This is a genomic window from Gluconobacter morbifer G707, from assembly GCF_000234355.1.
Taxonomy (GTDB): Bacteria; Pseudomonadota; Alphaproteobacteria; order Acetobacterales; family Acetobacteraceae; genus Gluconobacter; species Gluconobacter morbifer.
Window position 1 is genome coordinate 238,741 of the sequence record NZ_AGQV01000002.1, and the last position, 19,570, is coordinate 258,310.

21 protein-coding genes and 2 tRNA genes are annotated in these 19,570 nt (G+C 58.6%); 7 read left to right on the forward strand and 16 right to left on the reverse strand.

The window, feature by feature from the left end:
* The first annotated feature begins 38 nt into the window (after positions 1–38).
* Positions 39–881, forward strand: coding sequence for an undecaprenyl-diphosphate phosphatase (locus GMO_RS06025; protein ID WP_008851427.1), 843 nt, complete (start codon positions 39–41; stop codon positions 879–881).
* Positions 882–918: 37 nt separating this feature from the next.
* Positions 919–2,448 (forward strand): amino acid permease, encoded by a 1,530-nt coding sequence (locus tag GMO_RS06030; RefSeq protein ID WP_040508505.1) that lies wholly within the window; start codon positions 919–921, stop codon positions 2,446–2,448.
* Positions 2,449–2,461: 13 nt separating this feature from the next.
* On the opposite strand, the gene GMO_RS06035 is transcribed toward GMO_RS06030, so the two are convergent.
* Positions 2,462–3,670, reverse strand: a complete 1,209-nt coding sequence (locus GMO_RS06035; RefSeq protein ID WP_008851429.1) for a mechanosensitive ion channel family protein — start codon at positions 3,668–3,670, stop codon at positions 2,462–2,464.
* A gap of 171 nt (positions 3,671–3,841) precedes the next feature.
* On the opposite strand from GMO_RS06035, the gene GMO_RS06040 reads away from it, so the two are divergent.
* The 3 genes from GMO_RS06040 to GMO_RS14665 all read left to right on the forward strand — a co-directional run bounded on the left by GMO_RS06040 (position 3,842) and on the right by GMO_RS14665 (position 4,858).
* Positions 3,842–3,916: transfer RNA gene (locus tag GMO_RS06040), tRNA-Met, on the forward strand.
* Between the two features lie 76 nt (positions 3,917–3,992).
* Positions 3,993–4,463 carry a glycosyltransferase family 2 protein gene (locus GMO_RS14660; RefSeq protein WP_008851430.1) on the forward strand — a complete coding sequence of 157 codons (471 nt, stop codon included), beginning with the start codon at positions 3,993–3,995 and terminating at the stop codon, positions 4,461–4,463.
* Positions 4,457–4,858, forward strand: a complete 402-nt coding sequence (locus GMO_RS14665) for a hypothetical protein (protein ID WP_245528443.1) — start codon at positions 4,457–4,459, stop codon at positions 4,856–4,858. Before GMO_RS14660 ends, GMO_RS14665 begins: the two co-directional genes overlap by 7 nt.
* A gap of 49 nt (positions 4,859–4,907) precedes the next feature.
* Here the strand turns inward: GMO_RS14665 and GMO_RS06050 are convergent, their stop codons facing one another.
* Both GMO_RS06050 and prmC read right to left on the reverse strand, forming a co-directional pair.
* Positions 4,908–5,435 carry a DUF4167 domain-containing protein gene (locus GMO_RS06050; RefSeq protein WP_040508369.1) on the reverse strand — a complete coding sequence of 176 codons (528 nt, stop codon included), beginning with the start codon at positions 5,433–5,435 and terminating at the stop codon, positions 4,908–4,910.
* 236 nt (positions 5,436–5,671) lie between these two features.
* On the reverse strand, positions 5,672–6,538 hold the full coding sequence (prmC, locus tag GMO_RS06055; protein WP_008851433.1) for a peptide chain release factor N(5)-glutamine methyltransferase: 867 nt from the start codon (positions 6,536–6,538) through the stop codon (positions 5,672–5,674).
* A 31-nt stretch (positions 6,539–6,569) separates the two neighbouring features.
* Here prmC and GMO_RS06060 point away from each other — a divergent pair, with 31 nt between their 5' ends.
* Positions 6,570–7,028, forward strand: a complete 459-nt coding sequence (locus tag GMO_RS06060) for a hypothetical protein (RefSeq protein WP_040508370.1) — start codon at positions 6,570–6,572, stop codon at positions 7,026–7,028.
* Between the two features lie 5 nt (positions 7,029–7,033).
* Here GMO_RS06060 and prfA read toward each other — a convergent pair whose 3' ends face one another.
* The 6 genes from prfA to GMO_RS06090 are packed head-to-tail and all read right to left on the reverse strand — an operon-like array spanning position 7,034 to position 14,199.
* Positions 7,034–8,095, reverse strand: coding sequence for a peptide chain release factor 1 (prfA, locus tag GMO_RS06065; protein ID WP_008851435.1), 1,062 nt, complete (start codon positions 8,093–8,095; stop codon positions 7,034–7,036).
* Between the two features lie 4 nt (positions 8,096–8,099).
* Positions 8,100–9,341: a histidine--tRNA ligase gene (gene hisS / locus GMO_RS06070; protein WP_008851436.1), complete on the reverse strand. Its 1,242-nt coding sequence runs from the start codon at positions 9,339–9,341 to the stop codon at positions 8,100–8,102.
* Positions 9,341–10,486: a flavodoxin-dependent (E)-4-hydroxy-3-methylbut-2-enyl-diphosphate synthase gene (gene ispG, locus GMO_RS06075; protein WP_008851437.1), complete on the reverse strand. Its 1,146-nt coding sequence runs from the start codon at positions 10,484–10,486 to the stop codon at positions 9,341–9,343. Before ispG ends, hisS begins: the two co-directional genes overlap by 1 nt.
* Positions 10,487–10,545: 59 nt before the next feature.
* Positions 10,546–11,823 (reverse strand): helix-turn-helix domain-containing protein, encoded by a 1,278-nt coding sequence (locus tag GMO_RS06080; RefSeq protein ID WP_040508375.1) that lies wholly within the window; start codon positions 11,821–11,823, stop codon positions 10,546–10,548.
* A gap of 10 nt (positions 11,824–11,833) precedes the next feature.
* The gene (locus tag GMO_RS06085; protein WP_008851439.1) at positions 11,834–12,877 is read right to left on the reverse strand and encodes an NAD(P)H-dependent flavin oxidoreductase; all 1,044 of its coding nucleotides are present in this window, start codon (positions 12,875–12,877) and stop codon (positions 11,834–11,836) included.
* Positions 12,874–14,199, reverse strand: a complete 1,326-nt coding sequence (locus tag GMO_RS06090) for an aspartate kinase (protein WP_040508508.1) — start codon at positions 14,197–14,199, stop codon at positions 12,874–12,876. Before GMO_RS06090 ends, GMO_RS06085 begins: the two co-directional genes overlap by 4 nt.
* A gap of 173 nt (positions 14,200–14,372) precedes the next feature.
* Between GMO_RS06090 and ubiG the strand changes: the two genes are divergently transcribed.
* Positions 14,373–15,128: a bifunctional 2-polyprenyl-6-hydroxyphenol methylase/3-demethylubiquinol 3-O-methyltransferase UbiG gene (gene ubiG, locus GMO_RS06095; protein ID WP_008851441.1), complete on the forward strand. Its 756-nt coding sequence runs from the start codon at positions 14,373–14,375 to the stop codon at positions 15,126–15,128.
* Positions 15,129–15,180: 52 nt separating this feature from the next.
* On the opposite strand, the gene GMO_RS06100 is transcribed toward ubiG, so the two are convergent.
* The 7 genes from GMO_RS06100 to GMO_RS06130 form a co-directional block, all read right to left on the reverse strand.
* Entirely contained in the window at positions 15,181–16,452 is a 1,272-nt protein-coding gene (locus GMO_RS06100) for a lactonase family protein (RefSeq protein ID WP_008851442.1), read from the reverse strand.
* Positions 16,453–16,546: 94 nt separating this feature from the next.
* Positions 16,547–17,020, reverse strand: coding sequence for a DUF2147 domain-containing protein (locus GMO_RS06105; protein WP_008851443.1), 474 nt, complete (start codon positions 17,018–17,020; stop codon positions 16,547–16,549).
* Positions 17,021–17,278 carry a glutaredoxin 3 gene (grxC, locus tag GMO_RS06110; protein ID WP_008851444.1) on the reverse strand — a complete coding sequence of 86 codons (258 nt, stop codon included), beginning with the start codon at positions 17,276–17,278 and terminating at the stop codon, positions 17,021–17,023.
* Between the two features lie 7 nt (positions 17,279–17,285).
* Positions 17,286–18,059: a ComF family protein gene (locus GMO_RS06115; RefSeq protein ID WP_008851445.1), complete on the reverse strand. Its 774-nt coding sequence runs from the start codon at positions 18,057–18,059 to the stop codon at positions 17,286–17,288.
* Positions 18,060–18,068: 9 nt separating this feature from the next.
* Entirely contained in the window at positions 18,069–18,254 is a 186-nt protein-coding gene (locus GMO_RS06120) for a DUF3553 domain-containing protein (protein WP_008851446.1), read from the reverse strand.
* A 90-nt stretch (positions 18,255–18,344) separates the two neighbouring features.
* Positions 18,345–19,226, reverse strand: a complete 882-nt coding sequence (galU, locus tag GMO_RS06125; protein ID WP_008851447.1) for a UTP--glucose-1-phosphate uridylyltransferase GalU — start codon at positions 19,224–19,226, stop codon at positions 18,345–18,347.
* A gap of 202 nt (positions 19,227–19,428) precedes the next feature.
* Positions 19,429–19,514, reverse strand: a tRNA-Leu gene (locus GMO_RS06130).
* Between the last annotated feature and the right edge of the window lie 56 nt (positions 19,515–19,570).

Here is a 19,570-nt window from a genome sequence, read left to right on the forward strand (position 1 = left end):
GCAAGGGACTTCCTTTTCCGCCTTTAAGTGCAGGTTTCATGACACTTCTTCAGGCCATCATCCTCGCCATCGTTCAGGGCATCACCGAACCCTTTCCGGTCAGCAGCCTTGGTCATGCCGTCCTTCTTCCAGCCCTTCTGCACTGGAATCTGGACGAGCATGCACCGATGTTTCTGCCGTTCCTGACCATGTTGCATGTCGGCACGCTCGTCGCGCTTGCCGGCGTCTTCTGGAAGGACTGGATGGCCATTCTGGATGGCATGACAGGGCGGTATGGCCAGTATGCCCAGATGGAGGCGATTCGGATTTTCGGGCTTCTGGTGATCGCCACCATTCCCGCCGTTCTGGTCGGTGGCCTTCTGGAACATCGCCTGCGAGCCTTTTTTGGTGCCCCTCTTGCGGTCGCTGGCTTTCTTGTTCTCAATGGCCTGCTTCTCATGACAACCGAATGGCTACGACGTCAGCAGGGCCGCAGCGATCACAAGCCGATTGCCGCCCTTGCGCCACGTGACGCCCTTATCATTGGAATTTGGCAGTGCCTCGCTCTCCTGCCTGGGCTGTCACGCTCCGGCGCCACGATGAATGGTGGCCTTCTGCGGGGGCTCGATCATGAAACGGCTGCACGCTTCTCGCTGCTCATGGCCCAGCCGATCGTACTGGCCGCCACCGTCAAGGAAGCGTGGCAGATCCGTCATGTACCCCTGACACATGATATTCTGGTGCAGTGTGGTGTCGGGGCGGTGGTTGCAGGCGTAACGGCCCTGGTGTGTTCCCTGCTCATGCTCCGTTTCTTCCGCAATCATGATGGATGGGCTCTGACACCCTTTGGACTTTACTGCATGGCTGCCGGGCTTCTGGCCGCCGGTGTCATCCTTTTCTGACCTTTCCAGCCGCCGCGTTTCCCGGCACACAGAGATCATGCCAGCTCCGATACGATCCAGTTCCTCCTCCGCCCGCCGCAAGACCCTTGAACAGGTCATGTTCGAAAATGATACAAGCGGGTTGAAACGGAGCCTGACAGCGACCCAGCTTGTCGTTCTGGGTGTGGGATCGACCATTGGCGCGGGTATCTATGTCATGACCGGCACTGCGGCGGCAGAATATGCCGGCCCGTCGATCCTGATCTCTTTCGTCATTGCGGCGCTGGCCTGTCTGTTCACCGCCTTTTCATACGGAGAGCTTTCTTCAACGCTGCCTGTTTCCGGCTCTGCCTATTCCTACGCCTATATTTCCATGGGAGAACGTGTAGCCTGGATCGTCGGCTGGCTGCTGCTTCTGGAATACGGTATTTCCTGTGCGGCTGTGGCGGCGGGACTATCCGGCTATGCCAGTTCACTTCTGGAGGTGTTTGGCTTCCACCTGCCGGCCGCCCTCACCCATGCCACGCTCCAGCCTGTTCCGGGAACGGATGGCGGTGCCATTGCCGCCGGGTGGCGTTTTGACCTGATCGGCTTTACCGCGACCCTGCTCGTCACGGCGCTTCTTGTGCGGGGCATTGAGGAATCCGCCAAGGTCAACACCATGATCGTCATACTGAAGGTCGGGGTTCTGTTTGTTTTCGTGGCGCTCGGAATTCATGCGGTCAATCCGGCGAACTGGCATCCATTCATCCCGCCCAGCGAAGGCGGCTTTCATTACGGAACCAAGGGCATCTTCCGGGCGGCTTCGGTGATTTTCTTTGCCTATGTCGGGTTCGAGGCCGTCTCCACCGCTTCGGCCGAAGCCCGGAACCCGACCCGCGACGTTCCCATCGGCATCATCGGCAGCCTGCTGGTCTGTACGGTGGTCTATATCATCGTTGCAGCCGTTCTGCTGGGGATTGTGCCCTACCGCCAGCTTGACGTACCCGATCCGCTCGCCATTGCAGTTCGGATCATGCACACGCCATGGCTGGCCCTTGTCATCAATATCGGAGCCACGATCGGTCTGTGCTCGGTTCTGACGGGCCTGATGTATGCGCAGTCCCGGGTCTTGCTGACCATCAGCCGGGATGGTCTGATTCCGCGCCTTTTCGGGGTCATCCATCCCCGTTTCCGTACCCCTTGGCTGGGAACGATCATTCTGGGTATCGTGGTGGCTCTCATGACTGCCACACTGCCCATCGACATCATCAGCGACCTCGTATCCATCGGCACGGCGGCGGCTTTCGGGATCGTCTGTTTCACGGTCATCTGGCAGCGGAACATGCATCCTGACCTTGAGCGGCCTTTCAGCGTGCCTTTTGGTGGAATTCGTATCCGGGGAATCTGGATCGGCCTGACACCTGTCCTCGGTATCCTGTTCTGCCTGTTCATGACTGTCCCGCTGGTGACGGACATGGTTCATGCCGTGGCCAGCGGAAACCCCGTACCCCTGATCCTGCTGGTGACCTACATCGTACTGGGCGCGGCAACCTATATTTTTTACGGTCGCCGGAATTCACTCATGCGCCAGCCCCCTGACGCCTGAACCTTCAACCTTCTCAGGACTTCGGAGATCCCATCCCTGGTCCAGGTGTTCCTGGCCCCATGTAACTTCCGGGGGGTGGTCGATTGATCGGGGGGGAAATCATGTCTGAAGGCCATGCCTCCATTCCCGGCTTCGGCGGCACCATCGCGAAGCGGGCCCGGGGCAGCGCCTCGGGACATTCTTCCCTGAGCCGGGAGATGATCTTCTCCCGGATGTCGCATCGCAGATCCCAGCTCTGAAGCGCATTCCGTGCGCTGGCAATGATGCGGATAGACATGACATGGGAGTCACAGTCGGCCACCTGCGCATCAAACACCTTGCCGTCCCAGAGCGGACAGGTCCGGATGATCTCGTTCAGCATTTCACGGACACGGTCCATTGGCGCCTCATAGTCCAGCCACAGAAACACCACACCGATGATGGCCGCGGAATTATGGGTCCAGTTCTCGAACTGGTTTTCCAGAAAATAGGAAATCGGCACGATATGACGCCGCCAGTCCCAGACCCGCAGTACGACATACGTGGCGTTGATTTCCTCCACCCAGCACCAGTCCCCGTTGATGATGACGAGGTCTTCCATCCGGATCGGCTGGGTGATGGCGATCTGCACACCGGCGATCAGGTTTGTCAGAAGTCCCCGCGCCGACAGACCGACAATCAGGGATGCTGCACCGGCCGAAGCGAACAGGGACACGCCATACTGCTTGACAGAGGGAAACAGCATCAACGCCGAAGCCACCGTCACGATACCCACCATGATCTCAGTCAGACGCCGCAGAACACGGATCTGTGTCTGATGGGTCCGGATCATGATGTCATCCGTCTGCTCCCGGGAGGACAGGCGGTTCAGATAGGCTTCCGTCATGATCCGGAAGACGATGATCGCGGAGAATCCAAACGTCAGGACCAGGAGGAACAGGAAGAACAGCTTGAGGTCCTGTGCGTTCTCGTATGAAAACCCGGTCGCGGCCGGCAACGCCGACAGCATGGCGAGCAGGGCAACCATAATGCGCGTGGGCCGGCGCAGGGCCGCCACGATGGTCCGGATCAGGGCCGCGCTTCGTGTCCCGGGGATACGAAGCAGCAGCGATGTGACGAGATTACCGCAATAGAACGCCAGCACGCCGACCACTGCAAGCATCAGGACAGAGACCACGGATGCTGGCAGCCAGGTGAAATAGGAACGGATGGCAAACAGCGTGCTGACGAAATGCTGCGTCACTAGGGAGAAATCTCCTTGAATCAGGTCTGTTTTGAAAGGTCTCTATAAGAGACACGTCCATTCTGAAAAATGCGACCCGAAAAACATCTTATTTTTCCGGCAATAACGTGTTGACACCTCTCGGGATCCTCCTTAAAACCCCGCCTCAACGCCGGGAACACCCGGCCGGATGGCGGCGTAGCTCAGCGGTAGAGCAGGGGAATCATAATCCCTTGGTCGGCGGTTCAAATCCGTCCGCCGCTACCATCCTTATTCTCCTGAAAATAAAAGAATTCTTTCGCGGCATTTGACCTGAAGGCAATTCTGTATTCTGAACAGCGGCATGAAAAAGCCTCTCGCTGTTGTCACCATGGTTTACAACGAACCAGCCCTTCTCCCAGCCTGGTGCCGCCATTATGGCGCTCAGGTCGGTGCGGAATCCTGCTACGTGATCGATCATGGTTCAAGCGATGGTACGACCCGGAATTGCGGTGCGGTCAATGTCAGGCGCATTCCCCGTTCTCCGCAGGACGACGAGCGCCGCACGCGATCCGTCGGGCATTTCTGCGAAAGCCTGCTCGAATGGTATGAGAGTGTCATCTACGTGGACGTGGATGAATTCCTTCTGGCCGACCCTGCCCTGTTCCCGTCCCTGACGGAATTTGCCTGCGCCACGCAGGCTCCAGTCATCACTGCGACAGGCTTTGACGTTGTTCATGTGCTGGAACAGGAAGAAGCGTTCGACTATTCACGCCTTATCTCCTTCAGCGAACCCATCTGCGCTTTTCCAGCGCCATGTGTAAACCCGTGCTGATCCGTGCACCCGTGACATGGGCGCCCGGATTTCACTGCTGCGCCGAAATTCCCCCTCAACTGACTGCGCCGCTGTTCCTGTTCCACCTGCGCTATGCAGATCTTTCATCAGGGCTGGCCCGCCTAAAACGCACACGTGAGCAACCATGGTGTTCCGACGATGCCGGTCGGCACCAGCGGCTTGCGGATACAGACTGGGAAAACATGCTGAACGGCATGGCGGCCCTGCCCTGTGTCCCGGTCACGCTGGATCAGACTGACAGGCGGCTTGCCAACTGGCGGAGGGCAGTGGAACAGAGCGCGGTCAGTCGTCACCAGGAGCGTTACCAGCTGGATCTTCATCTGAGCGGAACAGAACTCTGGAAGCTGCCGTCCCGTTTTATCGGGCGTATCTAGGCACAAAAAAACCCGGCTCCTGATGAGACCGGGTTTACGAGAAGAGAACTTATTCTTCTTCGCTGGATGAAACTTCTTCCACCCGCTCTTGGCTGTTGTTCCGTGGCTGACGTTCACCGCGGTCTGTCCGCGGGGAGCGGCGTGACTGACGAGGCGGAGGCGCTTCAGACGAAGGCTGCTCGCTGTTTTCCGCTTCAGGTTCGCCCAGCGAGGATCCACCTTCTTCATCATTCCGTTCGCTGCGACGGTCCTCGAAAGCGCGCTGGCGCTGCTGCTGACGCTCCGCACGCTCCTGCTGGCTCTTTTCCGCAGCCTGGTTCATGGCGTTGAGAATACGGAAATAGTGCTCCGCGTGCTGGAAATAGGCTTCCGCCAGTATGCGGTCCCCGGTTCCTGTCGCATCCCGGCCGAGCTGGAGATATTTCTCGAACAGCTGCTGAGCCGTCCCGCGGATCCGGAGATCCGGACCGTTGCTGTCAAACACATGGTTGCGGTTCAGAGGAGTCTGGGCATTACTGTTACGTGATGACCCACCGCCCGTACGGTGATGCCGGCCTCTTATACGCTTCATATTCATCGACCCGTGATGCACTTTCCTGATGGCGGGGCGTTGTCTGCTTTCAGCAGAAAACTCCTACCGCCGCTGCCGAAAAGACGTCCTGTCTGTTTCGCTGTGGCCGGACTTCCTCCGGCCTGCCTTCCACCACTTACCCTTTCCGGGAGCAGGTAACGGGCGTAACCACCGCTGAGAAGAGCCACAAAGACCCTACGCATCTGGCGTATGAAGCCTTTACTCATATCCCACAATGAAGGTCAAGCCAACGTTTTCCCTTGGCTTCCCGTCCATCGCATGACAAGTGCCCGTTCCACTCCTCCCAGATCCGCCCGACGGGCGACTTCATGAAGGCCATTGCACCGGCCAAGAGCCGAGACTGCCTCCATCTGCCCGATTCCCATTTCCAGGATGACATGCCCACCCGACACAAGAAGCGTAGGCATGGCTTTACAGATAAGCCGGTAAGCTTCCAGTCCGTCATTGCCACCATCAAGCGCCCGGACGGGCTCGTACCGCGATACCTCTGGCATCAGTCCGGCAATATCCGCACTTTCAATGTAAGGGGGATTGGACAGCACAACATCAAACCGTCCACACAGGGCATCTCCCCAGTGCCCCGCCAGAAACATGCATCGTTCTGCAAGTCCCGTGCGTCTGGCATTGCGCCGGGCCAAGTCAACCGCCTGGGGCGCAAGATCTACCCCCACCCCCCAGGCATTCGGATATTCAGAAAGAGCTGCCAGCAGGAGACATCCAGTTCCCGTACCCAGATCCAGAATGGACAGGGGAACCTTCTGGTCCGGCCGGACAGCCAGAAGCACCTCGATCAGGCTTTCACTGTCACCCCGAGGGATCAGCGTATCCGGAGCCGTTTCAAGATCCAGCGTCCAGAAGCCGGTTTCACCTGTAATAAATGCCATCGGCTCACGCGTGGCACGACGTTCAAGAGCTTTTTCGAATCGATCAGCCTGTACATCATTGATCTGATCGATCTGCCACAGACCCGCAGCATCCAGTCCCGTCGCCCAGCAGAGCAGAAGACGCGCTTCCCACCGGGCATCCTCAATCTCTGCCTCCTTCAGAACCTGAACGGCATTTTGAAGAAGCGTGTCTTTGGCGATCATCTTTTTAACGGAACCTGCTATACTGGAAACCATGAAGTCCAAACGTGCATTTCTCTTTTCCGCCCTTCTGTTTGGTTGTGCCTTACACCCGGCTTTGGCCCAGTCAGAACTGCCCGGTGCCTTTACCGTTACCGACGAGCGCGCACCCGAAGAGATTTCCGAGATTTCCCGTCTTTACCTCGACGGCAATCTTGTCGCCACCTTCCGCCTCGGACTTTCGAAATCTCACGAAACCCAGACCATTCGGCTCCCTGCAGGACGGCTGGATGTGGACTATGCCCTGTGTGGCGAAATCACCATCGTCCATAACGGACATCAGGAAACACATCAGGTCAGCAGTGAAGGTCAGCTCCACAACCCGGAAGGTCATTCACTTGACGCCGTGGGAAGCAATAATTTCACGGATTTCTTCCTCGTGGATTACGACGACTCGACCGTGGCAACACATCGGCATGGGCGCGCAGCTGTCTGCGCCAGCCCCAGCGCCTAGCCTCCTCAGAGCCCTTCCGCTGCCAGAAGCGCTGTCTGTTCTTCCTGCGTCAGGGCGTCGATGATCTCATCGAATTCTCCCGCCATGACGCGGTCAATCTTGTAAAGAGTCAGATTGATCCGGTGATCGGTCACACGCCCCTGCGGGAAGTTGTAGGTACGGATCCGTTCCGAACGGTCTCCCGTCCCGACCTGTGATTTCCGGTCCGCTGCCCGTGATTCATGAGCAGCCGAGCGCTGCCGTTCATAGAGACGGGCACGCAGGATCTTCATTGCCTTGGCGCGGTTCTTGTGCTGGCTTTTCTCTTCCTGCATCGCCACCACGACCCCGGTCGGAAGATGCGTGATCCGGACCGCACTCTCGGTCTTGTTGACGTGCTGTCCACCGGCGCCAGACGCACGATAGACATCAATGCGCAGATCATCATCATTGATCGTCACATCCACTTCTTCCGCTTCGGGAAGTACGGCGACAGTCACGGTCGAGGTGTGGATGCGTCCCTGACTTTCCGTGGCTGGAACACGCTGGACGCGGTGCACGCCGGATTCGTATTTGAGTCGTGCAAAGACAGATCTGCCTGAAATGGTCGCCATTCCCTCCTTGAGGCCTGCGACTTCATTCTCGGCATATTCCATGACTTCGAAACGCCAGCCATTCTGTTCAGCAAACCGGCGGTAGGCATCAAACAGTTCTGCTGCGAACAAGCCCGCTTCATCTCCGCCAGCGGCAGGCCTTACTTCAAGGATGGCGCTGCGTTCATCTGCGGCATCACGGGGCAGAAGGGCCAGACGCAGATCGTGCTGTAGCCTGGGAAGGCTGGCATTGACCTCGTCCAGTTCCGCCTGCGCCAGTTCCCGCATTTCCGGATCTTCCAGCAGAGACAGCGCCCCTTTCCGCGCCTTTTCGGCTTCCTGCCAGGCACGAATGGACGTTACGACAGGCTCGAGTTCCGCATATTCACGGGAAAGCGCCGTAAACTCCTCTCCCGCGATGTCGCCGGACGCCATGAGCGCCTGGATTTCCTCGGATCGCGCAACGATCCGTTCAAGCCTGTCATCAAACGCCATGGTTTCAGGCGCCTCCCAGCGCCTCGACCAGAGCGGAAAGCGCCACATCCTTCTGCTCGCGGGTCTGAAGATCGCGAAGCTGCACGACGTCGCGGGCAAGCTCGTCCTCTCCCAGCACCACGACATGTGATGCACCGGATTTTACGACCCGCTCCATCCGCTTTTTCACGTTGCCACGGGTCTCGATCTCTGCCCGAAAACCGGAATTCCGAAGACGACGTGCCACGGACGCCGCCGCAAGGGTCGCCTCCGTCCCCATCGGAACGATTCCGATCCCTGCGGGGACATCAGGCACATGATCCACCAGCAGGGCCAGCCGCTCAATTCCAGCAGCCCACCCAATAGCCGGAACGGCCGGGCCGCCCATCTGTTCGACAAGGCCTTCATAGCGACCACCCGCCAGCACTGTGCCTTGCGCACCCAGCTTGGTGGTCACGAACTCGAACGCCGTGTGGCTGTAGTAATCGAGACCACGGACGATCCGGGGATTTTCCCTGAATGTCACGCCAAAGGCCGTCAGGAAATTCCGCAGTTCATCCCAGAACCGGCGCGAATCATCGTTCAGGTAATCCGCGAATGCCGGCGCTTCATCGAGAAGCCTGCGGTCCTGTTCGGACTTGCTGTCAAGAATGCGCAGCGGGTTGGCATCAAGCCGGATACGGCTTTCCTCGGACAACGCGTCCTCATGCTGGCGGAAATACGCGACTAGAGCCTCGCGCCAGGCCTGACGACTGGCCAGGTCACCCAGTGTGTTCAGTTCCAGCGCGACATCATCCGCCAGTCCAAGCGCCGTCAGGATATCCTGCGCCATGGCAATGACTTCCGCGTCCCGCAACGGACCTTCCGCCCCCAGTAGTTCTGCACCGATCTGGTGGAACTGGCGGTAGCGGCCTTTCTGCGGACGCTCGTAGCGGAACATCGGGCCGTGATAGAAGACCTTCTGCGGAAGCGTCTGGGTCAGCCCGTTCGTGACCAGCGCGCGACAGATGGACGCCGTGTTTTCAGGACGCAGCGTGATGCTTTCCCCGCCCCGATCCTCAAAGGTGTACATTTCCTTGGAAACGACATCCGAGGTTTCACCGAGGGTGCGGGAAAAAACCCGCGTATCCTCGAAAACCGGCGTACTCCATTCCTCGAACCCATAGGTCTCCAGCACCCGACTTGCTGTTTCCACCACATGCCGGTGACGGCGCATGGTTTCACCAATCAGGTCGTGCGTGCCGCGGGGGGGCTGAAGTCCTGCCATCAGTTGCCCGCCGGGTCCATCTGCTTGGCCGTGCTTGCCTCGGCCTTTCCGGCTTCAATATCGGCAACCTTCTGTTCGACCATTTCAACAATATGCTCGATCATGTCACCTGCCGGCATCGTATGATCCTGACGTCCTGCCGAATAGACCATATGACGACCATTGCCGCCGCCCGTCACACCGAGATCGGTCATCAGTGCCTCACCCGGCCCATTCACGACGCAGCCGATGATGGACAGCGTGAGCGGGGTCTTGATGTGCTGAAGGCGGTCTTCAAGCGTCTGTACGGTTTCCACCACATTGAAGCCCTGACGGGCGCAGGACGGGCAGGAAATGATCTTCACACCGCGATGACGCAGGCCGAGGGACTTCAGGATATCCCAGCCCACGAGCACTTCCTCTTCTGGCGCGGCGGAAAGGGAGACGCGCATGGTGTCACCCACACCGGCCCAGAGCAGATTCCCCAGCCCGATAGAGGATTTCACCGTTCCCGCCCGCTTGGAGCCAGCTTCCGTGATGCCGATATGCAGGGGATGGTCACAGCAGTCAGCAAGCTGTTGATAGGCAGCAACGGCCATGAAGACATCCGAAGCCTTCACGCTGATCTTGAATTCATGAAAGTCATGATCTTCAAGAATTTTAGCGTGTTCCAGGGCACTTTCGACAAGTGCTTCCGGGTTGGGTTCACCGTATTTCTCAAGCAGGTGCTTTTCCAGTGATCCGGCGTTCACACCGATCCGGATGGAACAGCCATAATCCCTGGCGGCATTCACCACTTCGCGCACACGTTCGGCACTGCCGATATTGCCGGGGTTGATGCGCAGGCAGGCAGCCCCGGCCTTTGCCGCTTCAATGGCGCGTTTGTAGTGGAAATGAATATCCGCAACGATCGGAACGTTCACTTCATGCACGATTTCCTTGAGAGCCTCGGTACTGGCTTCATCGGGACAGGAAACGCGCACGATGTCCACGCCTGCCAGTTCGGCACGGCGGATCTGCTCGATCGTGGCCTGCGCGTCGGATGTCAGGGTGTTGGTCATGGTCTGCACGGAGATCGGCGCATCACCACCGACCGCAACCTTTCCGACATGAATCTGGCGCGACTTGCGACGCTCGATATGCTGATAAGGGCGGTAGCTGCTCATGGTTTACCTCTTCGTGCCCGCTTGCGGGGTTTCTGGCTCTGGGGCGTCGTGTCGCCAGTTTAGTGCGACGGGGATGATTGTTCCAGTTGTCGGGCGTTCAGATCATCAGCTGAAACATTTTCCGAAGGCGCTGCCGCCTTTCGGGGTTGGGGTGTCACATGGGGAACGAATGACGCTGGCGGCGGCTCGCCCCCGGACGATTCGGCCTCGCTGGGAGAAGCATCCGGGGAAATGTCCGTCGGTGTCGGTGCAGACGGCTGAACCGGCAGGGCAACTCCCCGTCCGAAAACACCGGTCCGGATGGCATCTTCCGTAACCTCGACATTGCGCCGGACTTCACCCGCCCGCCCGAGAGGCGCGCTCGTTGTTCCGTCGGCAGACAGAACAACGCCACCGGCATTGCCAAAGGACATATGGAAAGGCTCGGCATTGCTGTCACCCTGCCAGCTTTCCCCGGCCTTCAGAAGACGGGACAAAACAACATGTCCGTCCTTGTCCTTGACCTGCATCCAGACGGGCGCCAGCGTCCGAACGACCACACTTCCAGCAGGCACCGCAGGCGGAAGGGACGCTGCAGGCTCAGAAGCCGGCGCATTTTCCGTCGTGGGGGCCTGCGCGTCCTGAAAATCGGATTTCTCCGATGGGACCGGATCTGCAGAAGAGCCAGGCGGCCCCTCATTTTCCGTTACCTCTCCAGCTACAGGAGGAGAAGGAACGGAAGAGGCCTCCTGCTGTACCGGTCCTTCACTGTTCGATGGCACTTGCGGGACGGTTGGCCGGGAAGCCGGAAGAACATCATCCGGCCGGAGCGACGGTGCACGTCCGGGCATGACCGAAGCGACCTGCGGAGACGTCGTGGCAGGGGTGGCGGCACCAGGCATCAGTTCGGCAACAGGAGGCGCGTGCCGTGTGGCGGGTATGTCGTGGGCCGTGAAACGGTACCAGCCGACATAGGCCACGACCACAACAGCCAGCCCGACCCCGACCAGCAGACCAACGGGCACCCCGCGATCTCCCTCGGGCTGCGGGAAGACGAGTTCGGTTTTCGGGCTGGCCTGACCACGGCTTTCACGCCGGAACCTTGCTACCAGCGCATCGGCATCCAGGTCCATTGCTGTCGCGTAGGTCCGCAGGAAGCCCACAGCATAGGCCACACCGGGCAAAGCCCGCAGATCATCCGCCTCCAGGGCCACAAGCAGTTTTGGCCGGATCTTCAGCCACTGGGCCACATCCCCGATCTGCCACCCCAGTTCTTCACGACGCAGGCGAAGAACCGTTCCGACACTCGGTTGGTCGGACCGCAGGGGCATCATTCGGTCAGGGGAAACAGGTGCCATCCAGGATTACTCAGGCCGGGACGTGAACGCGGGCTTCCCGCTGTTCGATGGCCGTCACGGCCTCACTGACCAGCGTCTGGATGATCTCGGCGACCGGCTTGACCGCCTTGACCATGCCCACGGACTGACCTGCCATGACAGAACCGTTTTCCACGTCTCCTTCGATCACCGCGCGCCGCAGCGCACCGGACCAGAAATGTTCGATGGAAAGCAATGCTTCCTGCTTTGTAAGTTCCCCGTCGAGGAATTTCTGCAGGGCCTCGCTCTGAAGCTGCCGGAAGCGGCGTCCTCCTTCATTGGCCAGCCCGCGCACCGGAATGACCGGGAACATCTCGTCAAGCTGAACGGTTGTAACCGCATCGCGGGCATTGGCGCGCAGAAAAGCCTTTTTGAAATTCTCATGCGCAATGCTCTCGGTGGAGGCAGCAAAGATCGTTCCGAGCTGCGCACCGGATGCGCCCTGTTCGAGATAGGAGACAATGGCATCTCCCCGCCCCAGACCACCCGCCACAAAGACGGGGACGTCGCGAATATGCGGCAGGATTTCCTGCGCGAGGACCGTCAAGGATACTGGACCAACATGCCCACCCGCTTCCGAGCCTTCGATCACGAGCGCTTCGATCCCCATCTTCACGAGCCGCTTGCCCAGCGCCAAGGCAGGTGCAAACCCGATCACCCGGGCGCCGCCGTCACGCACGCGGCGGATGGTGGCGCTCGAAGGCACACCACCAGCCAGAACGATATGCGAGACATCATGCGCCAGACAGACATCGACCAGTCTGTCGAGGTCGGGATGCATGGTGATGAGGTTCACGCCGAAGGGTTTTTTCGTCAGAGCCTGCGTGGCGACGATTTCCTCTTCCAGACGATCGGGCGACATTGCCCCACAGGCAATGACGCCGAACCCGCCGGCATTGGAAATGGCCGACACCAGATGCCGCTCACTGACCCATGACATTGCCCCACCGAGAATAGCGAATTCACTGCCCAAGAAATCGCATCCCGGCTTCCACAGCCGGTCGAGTGTCGCGCGGGCGCTGAGTGAGGTGTTCACGAGGATGCCTCCTCCTGCCTGTCGAGGCCATAGGCGGCATGCAGTGCGCGCATGGCGAGTTCGGTATATTCCGAATCGATCAGAACGGAGATCTTGATTTCACTGGTCGAGATGACCTGCACGTTGATGCCACGTTCGGACAGCGTGCGGAACATGGTAGCGGCCAGCCCGGCGCTGGAACGCATCCCAATCCCGACCACACTGATTTTCACCACGTTATGTGACGCCAGCAGTTCACCATACTGAACTTCCTCACGGGCCTTTTCCAGCACGGCCCGCGCGGCGGCTTCATCCGTCTTGCTGACCGTGAAGGTCATGTTGGTCAGATTGTCCGTACCAACGCTCTGGACGATCATGTCCACATTGATGTTGGCTGCCGCAAGCGGACCAAAGATCGCAGCGGCAATACCCGGACGGTCCGGAATGCTGCGCACGGAGATTTTTGCTTCATCATGCGAGTTGGCAATCCCCGCGACCAGTTCCTTCTCCACGATTTCGTCCTCATCCACTACAAGCGATCCGCTCTCGTCATCCGTATCCGAGAACGATGACAGAACCCGGACGCGGACTTTCTCGCGCATGGCGAGACCGACGCTGCGGGTCTGAAGTACCTTGGCTCCGACGGAAGCCAGTTCAAGCATCTCCTCATAGGTAATGCGATCCAGCCGTTTGGCATTTTTCACGATGCGCGGGTCCGTCGTGTAAATACCGTCCACGTCGGTATAGATATCACACTGGTCCGCCCGGATGGCCGCGGCGATGGCGACGGCGGATGTATCCGATCCCCCGCGCCCCAGCGTCGCAATCCGCCCGTCCGGGCCAACACCCTGGAAACCGGCGATCACGGGGACAACTCCATCATCAAGGCATTCCAGCAGCGCAGTGCCGTCAATATCCTCGATGGCGGCTTTTCCATGCGCATCATCGGTGAGCAGCGGAATCTGCCATCCCTGAAAGGAACGGGACTTCACGCCAAGCGCCTGAAGGGCGATGGCGGTCAGGCCGCTCGTCACCTGTTCACCCGCCGCAACAACGGCATCATATTCCCTGGGATCGGCCAGGGCATCCAACTCGGCGCAGTAGCCGACCATGCGGTTCGTCACGCCAGCCATGGCGGACACTACGACCGCGACACGACGCCCACGGTTCACCTCGGTTTTCACCTGCCGTGCCACGTTGCGGATACGCTCGATATTACCGACAGACGTACCGCCAAATTTCATGACGATCGTTTTCCGTTTCCCGTTTGCCGCTTCCGAAGCGGAATGACTGGCAACACGACCGGAAACATGGTCGCGGACAGGAGTATCGGACATGGACATCGCGGAAAAGGCTCCAGTACGTGTCTGGCGTTGCGCGCTCGGGTCTGGCATCCGGTACGGCACGAACATGAAGCCGGCCGGGTTTCTGAACAGACTCTGCCGGTCCACATACTCGTCTCGCTCCGTCGCGTCCAGATGACGCGCGTCATGCGGACACATAGAAGGACATTCTGATGGCCACGGACAGCTTTTCAGGGACCGCTTTCCGCCGTGCTTCGGTTTCAGAAACGGAAATCGCCCATTTCAGCGCTCTTGCTGAAAACTGGTGGAACCCGCGTGGCCCGATGGCGCCCCTTCATGCCATGAATCCGCTGCGTACACAGTGGGTCCAGAAACACACCATCGCTCTTGCCGCTACGCGCGGCGAACCGCTTTCCCTGCTGGACATTGGCTGTGGCGCGGGGCTGGCCAGCGAAGCATACGCAAAGCTGGGCTTCAACACACTGGGCATCGATGCCAGCGAAGCCGCCATCCGTGCAGCCGAAACGCATGTGAACGATCATCCGCTACCTCCTGGTTCCGGCTCTCTTTTCTATCGCTGCGGCAGCGCGGAAGACCTAGTGGATGAGAGAGCACGCTTTGACGTCGTCAATGCTCTTGAAATCATTGAGCATGTGAACGACCCGCAGGAATTTCTCAACATGCTGTCTACCCTCACAACTCCGGGCGGCATGGTGGCGGTTTCCACAATGAATCGTACGCCGCGTTCCTTTGCCATGGCCAAGATCGGGGCAGAATATCTGCTACGGATGCTTCCGGTTGGCACACATGACTGGAAGAAATTCATCCGCCCCGAAGATCTGGCCGCCATGGCGCGTCGGGCCGGCCTGAGGATGACAGATATTGCGGGCATGAGCTATCTGCCGCCCCGCTGGCGCATCACCCGGGATACGGGCGTGAATTACATTGCCATGTTCCGTAAGGACTGAATGAAAAAGGGCGCCCCGGGAGGCGCCCTTCCTGCACGGTCAGGAATACGGGTCAGACTTCCGTATTCATGAACGCGAATGTGGTCGGACTGCCCACGGGTGTGAAATTATCCGTAAACGCCAGCTGGCCTGTTTTCTTGTCCACTTTGAAGGAGGTCACGGCATCCGAACGCTGGTTGGCACAGAAGAGGAACGTGCCTGACGGATCGAACATCATGGCGCGTCCGTAATCCGCGTGCATCCAGACTTCATCCTGGAGGTTGAGCGTGCCATCCGATGCGATGGCGAAAACAGCCAGGGAATCACCGAGGCGATTGGAGGCGTAAACGTATTTCCCACTGGCGGAGATCAGAATTTCCGCTGCCAGGGTCGATCCGCGGAAATGGGACGTGACCGTACTGACCGTCTGGATATTGCTGATGGCTCCCGTCGCCGGATCGAAGGTGGAAACGACGATTTTCGAATCCTGTTCACACAGGTTGTAGAGAATACGCCCCGTATGATTGAACCGGAAATGCCGCGGCGCCGAGCCGGGCTCCATATCGTAATAGGGCGTCTTGGCCGGGATCAGCTTGCCCTTCGCCAGATCGAGCGTCCAGACATAGATCCGGTCAAGCCCGGCATCATCCGCCAGAACATACTTACCGCTGGGATCCGAATGGATCATGTGCGGATGTGACCCCGAATGATCGGAAATCGCAAAGTTACCCTGTGGATTGTCAGACGCGCGTTCGGGCTGGTGCGGACCGGTATTGTGCACCACGTCCGTTGCCGCTCCGAGAGAACCGTCACTGCGGATTGGAAGGACGGCAACGCAGCCTCCCATATAGTTCGCGACGAGAACATAACGTCCGGAATGATGAATGCTCAGGTGAGCCGGAACCGCGCCTTCGGAACTGACAGCATTGAGTTTGCGCAATGAACCGGTTTTGCCATCAACGGCAAAAGCCGTGACCGCCCCGTCCCCATCCTTGTTGAAATCGTTGATCTCACTGAGAGCGTACAGAAAACGCTTGTCCTCTGAGAGCACGATGAAAGACGGACTGGCAATATCCATGAACGTCGAGATCGGGGTCAGGACTCCGCTCTCACGATCCATTTCGAAAACGGAAATCCCCTGCCCGTTTCCTGCCTCGTTTCCCGGCGGGCCATGCTTCGTATAGCCGCCGACAAAACAGATCGTTTTGGAGACCGGTTTCGGGGGTGGCGGCGGTGTTGGCGTGGAAGGAGTCGTATCAGCGGCACGGACAGTACCTGTGCCTATGGCTGCGACACCCGCGGCCAGCCCGAACGCTACGCTACGACGGGAAACAGGGTGGGACATGACGGTTCCACGATCCTTTCAGTTTGGCCAAGGCAGCCTTCCGCCCTTTGCGTGGCAGGATGCCACTGGAAGACAGACGGACTGCCGGCTCAGATCAGCCGCGATTGGCAGGCAGCTTGCAGCGGGGTCCGACAGGTGAACCCTTGTAACGGGTCCAGGTTTCAGTCTCGCCCAGCAGGGGCATTCCGAGCACGAACCCACGCAATTTCAGAACATCGGACCCGGAAGTCCAGATGCGCGCCTGATAGACCCGCCCCGTCCGGGGATCAAGGATGTGACCCTGCCATTTCTGGTCTTCAATCGGAACAAAGTCCGTCAGCATCCACAATCCGCACTCAGACCGCCCCCAGACATCCTTTGGGATATCCTTGTCGTAATCCAGACCAATCAGCTGACCGCACAGCATGTGCCCACAGGGTTTGATGGAAAAAAGCCCGTCATGATCAGCGGAAAGCCAGAGACCCTCTTCCGGAATTTCCGAAGACAGTTCAGAAGGTTGGCCTGTCTGAGCCTGTACCTGCGGCGCAAGGACTGCCAGCAGGATTACCGCAATCGCTCCCCACCGCATTCAGGAAACACCCAGCAGGGAATTGAGCTGTCCGGCACGTTCGAGCCCCATGAGATCGTCACAGCCTCCAAGTCCCTGCCCGTTCACGAAAATCTGCGGCACGGTCCGCCGCCCGGAACGCCGGATCGACTCTTCACGCTCCGCCGTTCCGTGAGGAGCGTTGATTTCCTTGAAGGGAACGCCCTTGGCTGCAAGGAGGTCAACGGCGTGTATGCAATAAGGACATCCAGGTTGGGTATAAATTTCGATTTTCGGCATCTTATCCTCATTCCTGGAGAAACGGCGTGCCCTGTTCATCCACCCTGCCGGTCCGGGCTGCAACAAGAATATCGACGTTTTTGGCTCCCGCATTCAAGAGCGCTGTTACACAGGCTGTCGCTGTTGCCCCTGTTGTCAGCACATCATCTACCAGAAGAACCGATTCTCCATAGAGAGCGCCAATCCGTTTTTCGCTCATGACCACCGCATGCTTCATCTCATTCCTCCGCTCCGCCGGAGAGAGGCGGGCCAAAGCGTGGGTGGATCTGACACGCTTGAGCCCATCGACAACACATCGGAGATGACGATCCGAAGCAATGTGACGGGCCAGCAGGGCTGCCTGGTTATATTTTCGGCGTCTTAGTCTGGCCCGATAAAGCGGCACAGGCACCACAACCGTCGTCTCAGAAAGTATGTCATACCCGGCGATGATCATCTGCCGGGCAAGAACTGCCGCATTTTCTGTGTGATCCGAATATTTCAGGGGCAGGATCAGCCTGCGGGACCAGTCGTCATACAGAAAGGCGGCACGTGCAGACCGCCAGACAGGAGGATGGGCGCTGCAATTCGTGCAGACTATGTCCCGACCGCCCGCGGCTTCACTGTCCAGAGGAACGCCACACCGTCTGCAACAGGGATAGACAATGCGCTGCGCGGACCGGAAACAGTCAGCACAGAACGCCCCTTCCGTCATGACGTCTTCTCCGCAGGCCGAACAGGTCGGAGGCAGAAGAACGTTCAGAAGACCCCGCTTCAGGCGGGCAAGAGAAAGGAAAAACACCCCGAAGGGCTAGCTGGAAACAGTCTTCAGTTCAACACGGGACGCATCAATCAGCACTTTTCCTTCGTGCTGAAAATTGACTGTTACGCGCTCGCCAATCGCTGATTGCACTTGGCCCCATCCCCATTCCGGATGGCCAGGGTGGTGGACAATCTGTCCAGGTTCCAGAAAGGACCGGAAAGGGGTGAACGTCATTGACGATATGCCGTAGTTACGGATGCGCGGAAATTTCCACTGGAAATCACTGCAACGTGAAATCCAGCGGAAAAGTCAATTCGCGACCAGTCAGTCGATGTACTTCTTGTATTTCTGCAGGAAGGCCTTCACGGCATCACCAAGATCTTCGCGATCAATGGAAAATGCCAGCTGCGCTTCAAGGAAACCGGCCTTGTTGCCGCAGTCATAGCGCGTTCCCTCGTAACGGAGACCATGGAACGGAACCGAACCAATGGTCTTGGCCATCGCATCTGTCAGCTGTACTTCATTACCAGCGCCGCGTTCCAGCTTTGCAAGGTACTGCATAACGTCCGCCGTCAGAACATAACGGCCGATAATGGAAAGATTGGACGGGGCATCCTCAGGCTCCGGCTTCTCAACCAGCCCCTTGACCTCAACCAGTCGCCCGTCATCCTTACCGACATCAAGAATGCCATAACGATTGGTCTGCTCGGGCGGAACTTCCGTAACTGCCACTACATTACCGCCCGTCTGGTTGTAGGCTTCGACCAGCTGACCGATGCACCCTTTCTTGCTCTTCACGATGTCATCGGGAAGCAGAATGGCGAACGGATCATCCCCGATGAAGGACCGGGCGCACCAGATGGCATGACCGAGACCAAGCGGCTCCTGCTGCCGTACGGCCACCAAGGAACCAGCCTTGACCGAACTGGGCTCCAGAGCTTCAAGCGCGCTCTTTTTTCCGCGCTCACGCAGGGTGGCTTCAAGCTCGTAATTGATATCGAAATAATCGATCAGACTGTCTTTGCCGCGACCAGTCACGAGACAGAATTCTTCGATCCCGGCCTCCCGTGCCTCATCGATCGCATACTGGATCAAAGGCTTGTCAACGACGGGCAGCATTTCCTTCGGCATAGCCTTGGTTGCAGGCAGAAACCGGGTGCCAAGACCGGCGACGGGAAGAACTGCTTTCTTCAGGGGCTTGATCACGAAACCTCACACATCAGCCAAATTGATACCCATTCGCCACGAAAGGATGACCGGGCGACGGGATACAAACTAGAGAAATAATCCTGCCTGTATAGTCTGGCAACAAAATGGCAGACTGCGACATACAGACCGAAACGTTGTTCCAGTCCTCTGGTTTATATGGCTATGCTGATTTCAGAGTTTTTCACTGCTTTCTGAGCAGTGGTGCGGCCGAGAAGACTCGAACTTCCACGGGGTTGCCCCCACAAGCACCTCAAGCTTGCGCGTCTACCATTCCGCCACGGCCGCCCCGTGACAAACCGCCCTGCGTAGTGCAAGACCGTCCGGTGGGAGGGGCTATAGCC

Coding starts and splice junctions, on each gene's coding strand:
- hisS (WP_008851436.1), bottom strand. CDS start 9,341: ATGGCAGGACTTCAGCCCCCCCGCGGCACGCACGACCTGATTGGTGAA.
- ispG (WP_008851437.1), bottom strand. CDS start 10,486: ATGAGCAGCTACCGCCCTTATCAGCATATCGAGCGTCGCAAGTCGCGC.
- GMO_RS06100 (WP_008851442.1), bottom strand. CDS start 16,452: ATGTCCCACCCTGTTTCCCGTCGTAGCGTAGCGTTCGGGCTGGCCGCG.
- GMO_RS06050 (WP_040508369.1), bottom strand. CDS start 5,435: ATGAATATGAAGCGTATAAGAGGCCGGCATCACCGTACGGGCGGTGGG.
- GMO_RS06105 (WP_008851443.1), bottom strand. CDS start 17,020: ATGCGGTGGGGAGCGATTGCGGTAATCCTGCTGGCAGTCCTTGCGCCG.
- GMO_RS06120 (WP_008851446.1), bottom strand. CDS start 18,254: ATGACGTTCACCCCTTTCCGGTCCTTTCTGGAACCTGGACAGATTGTC.
- GMO_RS06090 (WP_040508508.1), bottom strand. CDS start 14,199: ATGTCCATGTCCGATACTCCTGTCCGCGACCATGTTTCCGGTCGTGTT.
- GMO_RS06080 (WP_040508375.1), bottom strand. CDS start 11,823: ATGGCACCTGTTTCCCCTGACCGAATGATGCCCCTGCGGTCCGACCAA.
- ubiG (WP_008851441.1), top strand. CDS start 14,373: ATGGCCACGGACAGCTTTTCAGGGACCGCTTTCCGCCGTGCTTCGGTT.
- grxC (WP_008851444.1), bottom strand. CDS start 17,278: ATGCCGAAAATCGAAATTTATACCCAACCTGGATGTCCTTATTGCATA.
- GMO_RS14660 (WP_008851430.1), top strand. CDS start 3,993: ATGAAAAAGCCTCTCGCTGTTGTCACCATGGTTTACAACGAACCAGCC.
- GMO_RS06030 (WP_040508505.1), top strand. CDS start 919: ATGCCAGCTCCGATACGATCCAGTTCCTCCTCCGCCCGCCGCAAGACC.
- GMO_RS06060 (WP_040508370.1), top strand. CDS start 6,570: ATGAAGTCCAAACGTGCATTTCTCTTTTCCGCCCTTCTGTTTGGTTGT.
- prfA (WP_008851435.1), bottom strand. CDS start 8,095: ATGGCGTTTGATGACAGGCTTGAACGGATCGTTGCGCGATCCGAGGAA.
- GMO_RS06025 (WP_008851427.1), top strand. CDS start 39: ATGACACTTCTTCAGGCCATCATCCTCGCCATCGTTCAGGGCATCACC.
- prmC (WP_008851433.1), bottom strand. CDS start 6,538: ATGATCGCCAAAGACACGCTTCTTCAAAATGCCGTTCAGGTTCTGAAG.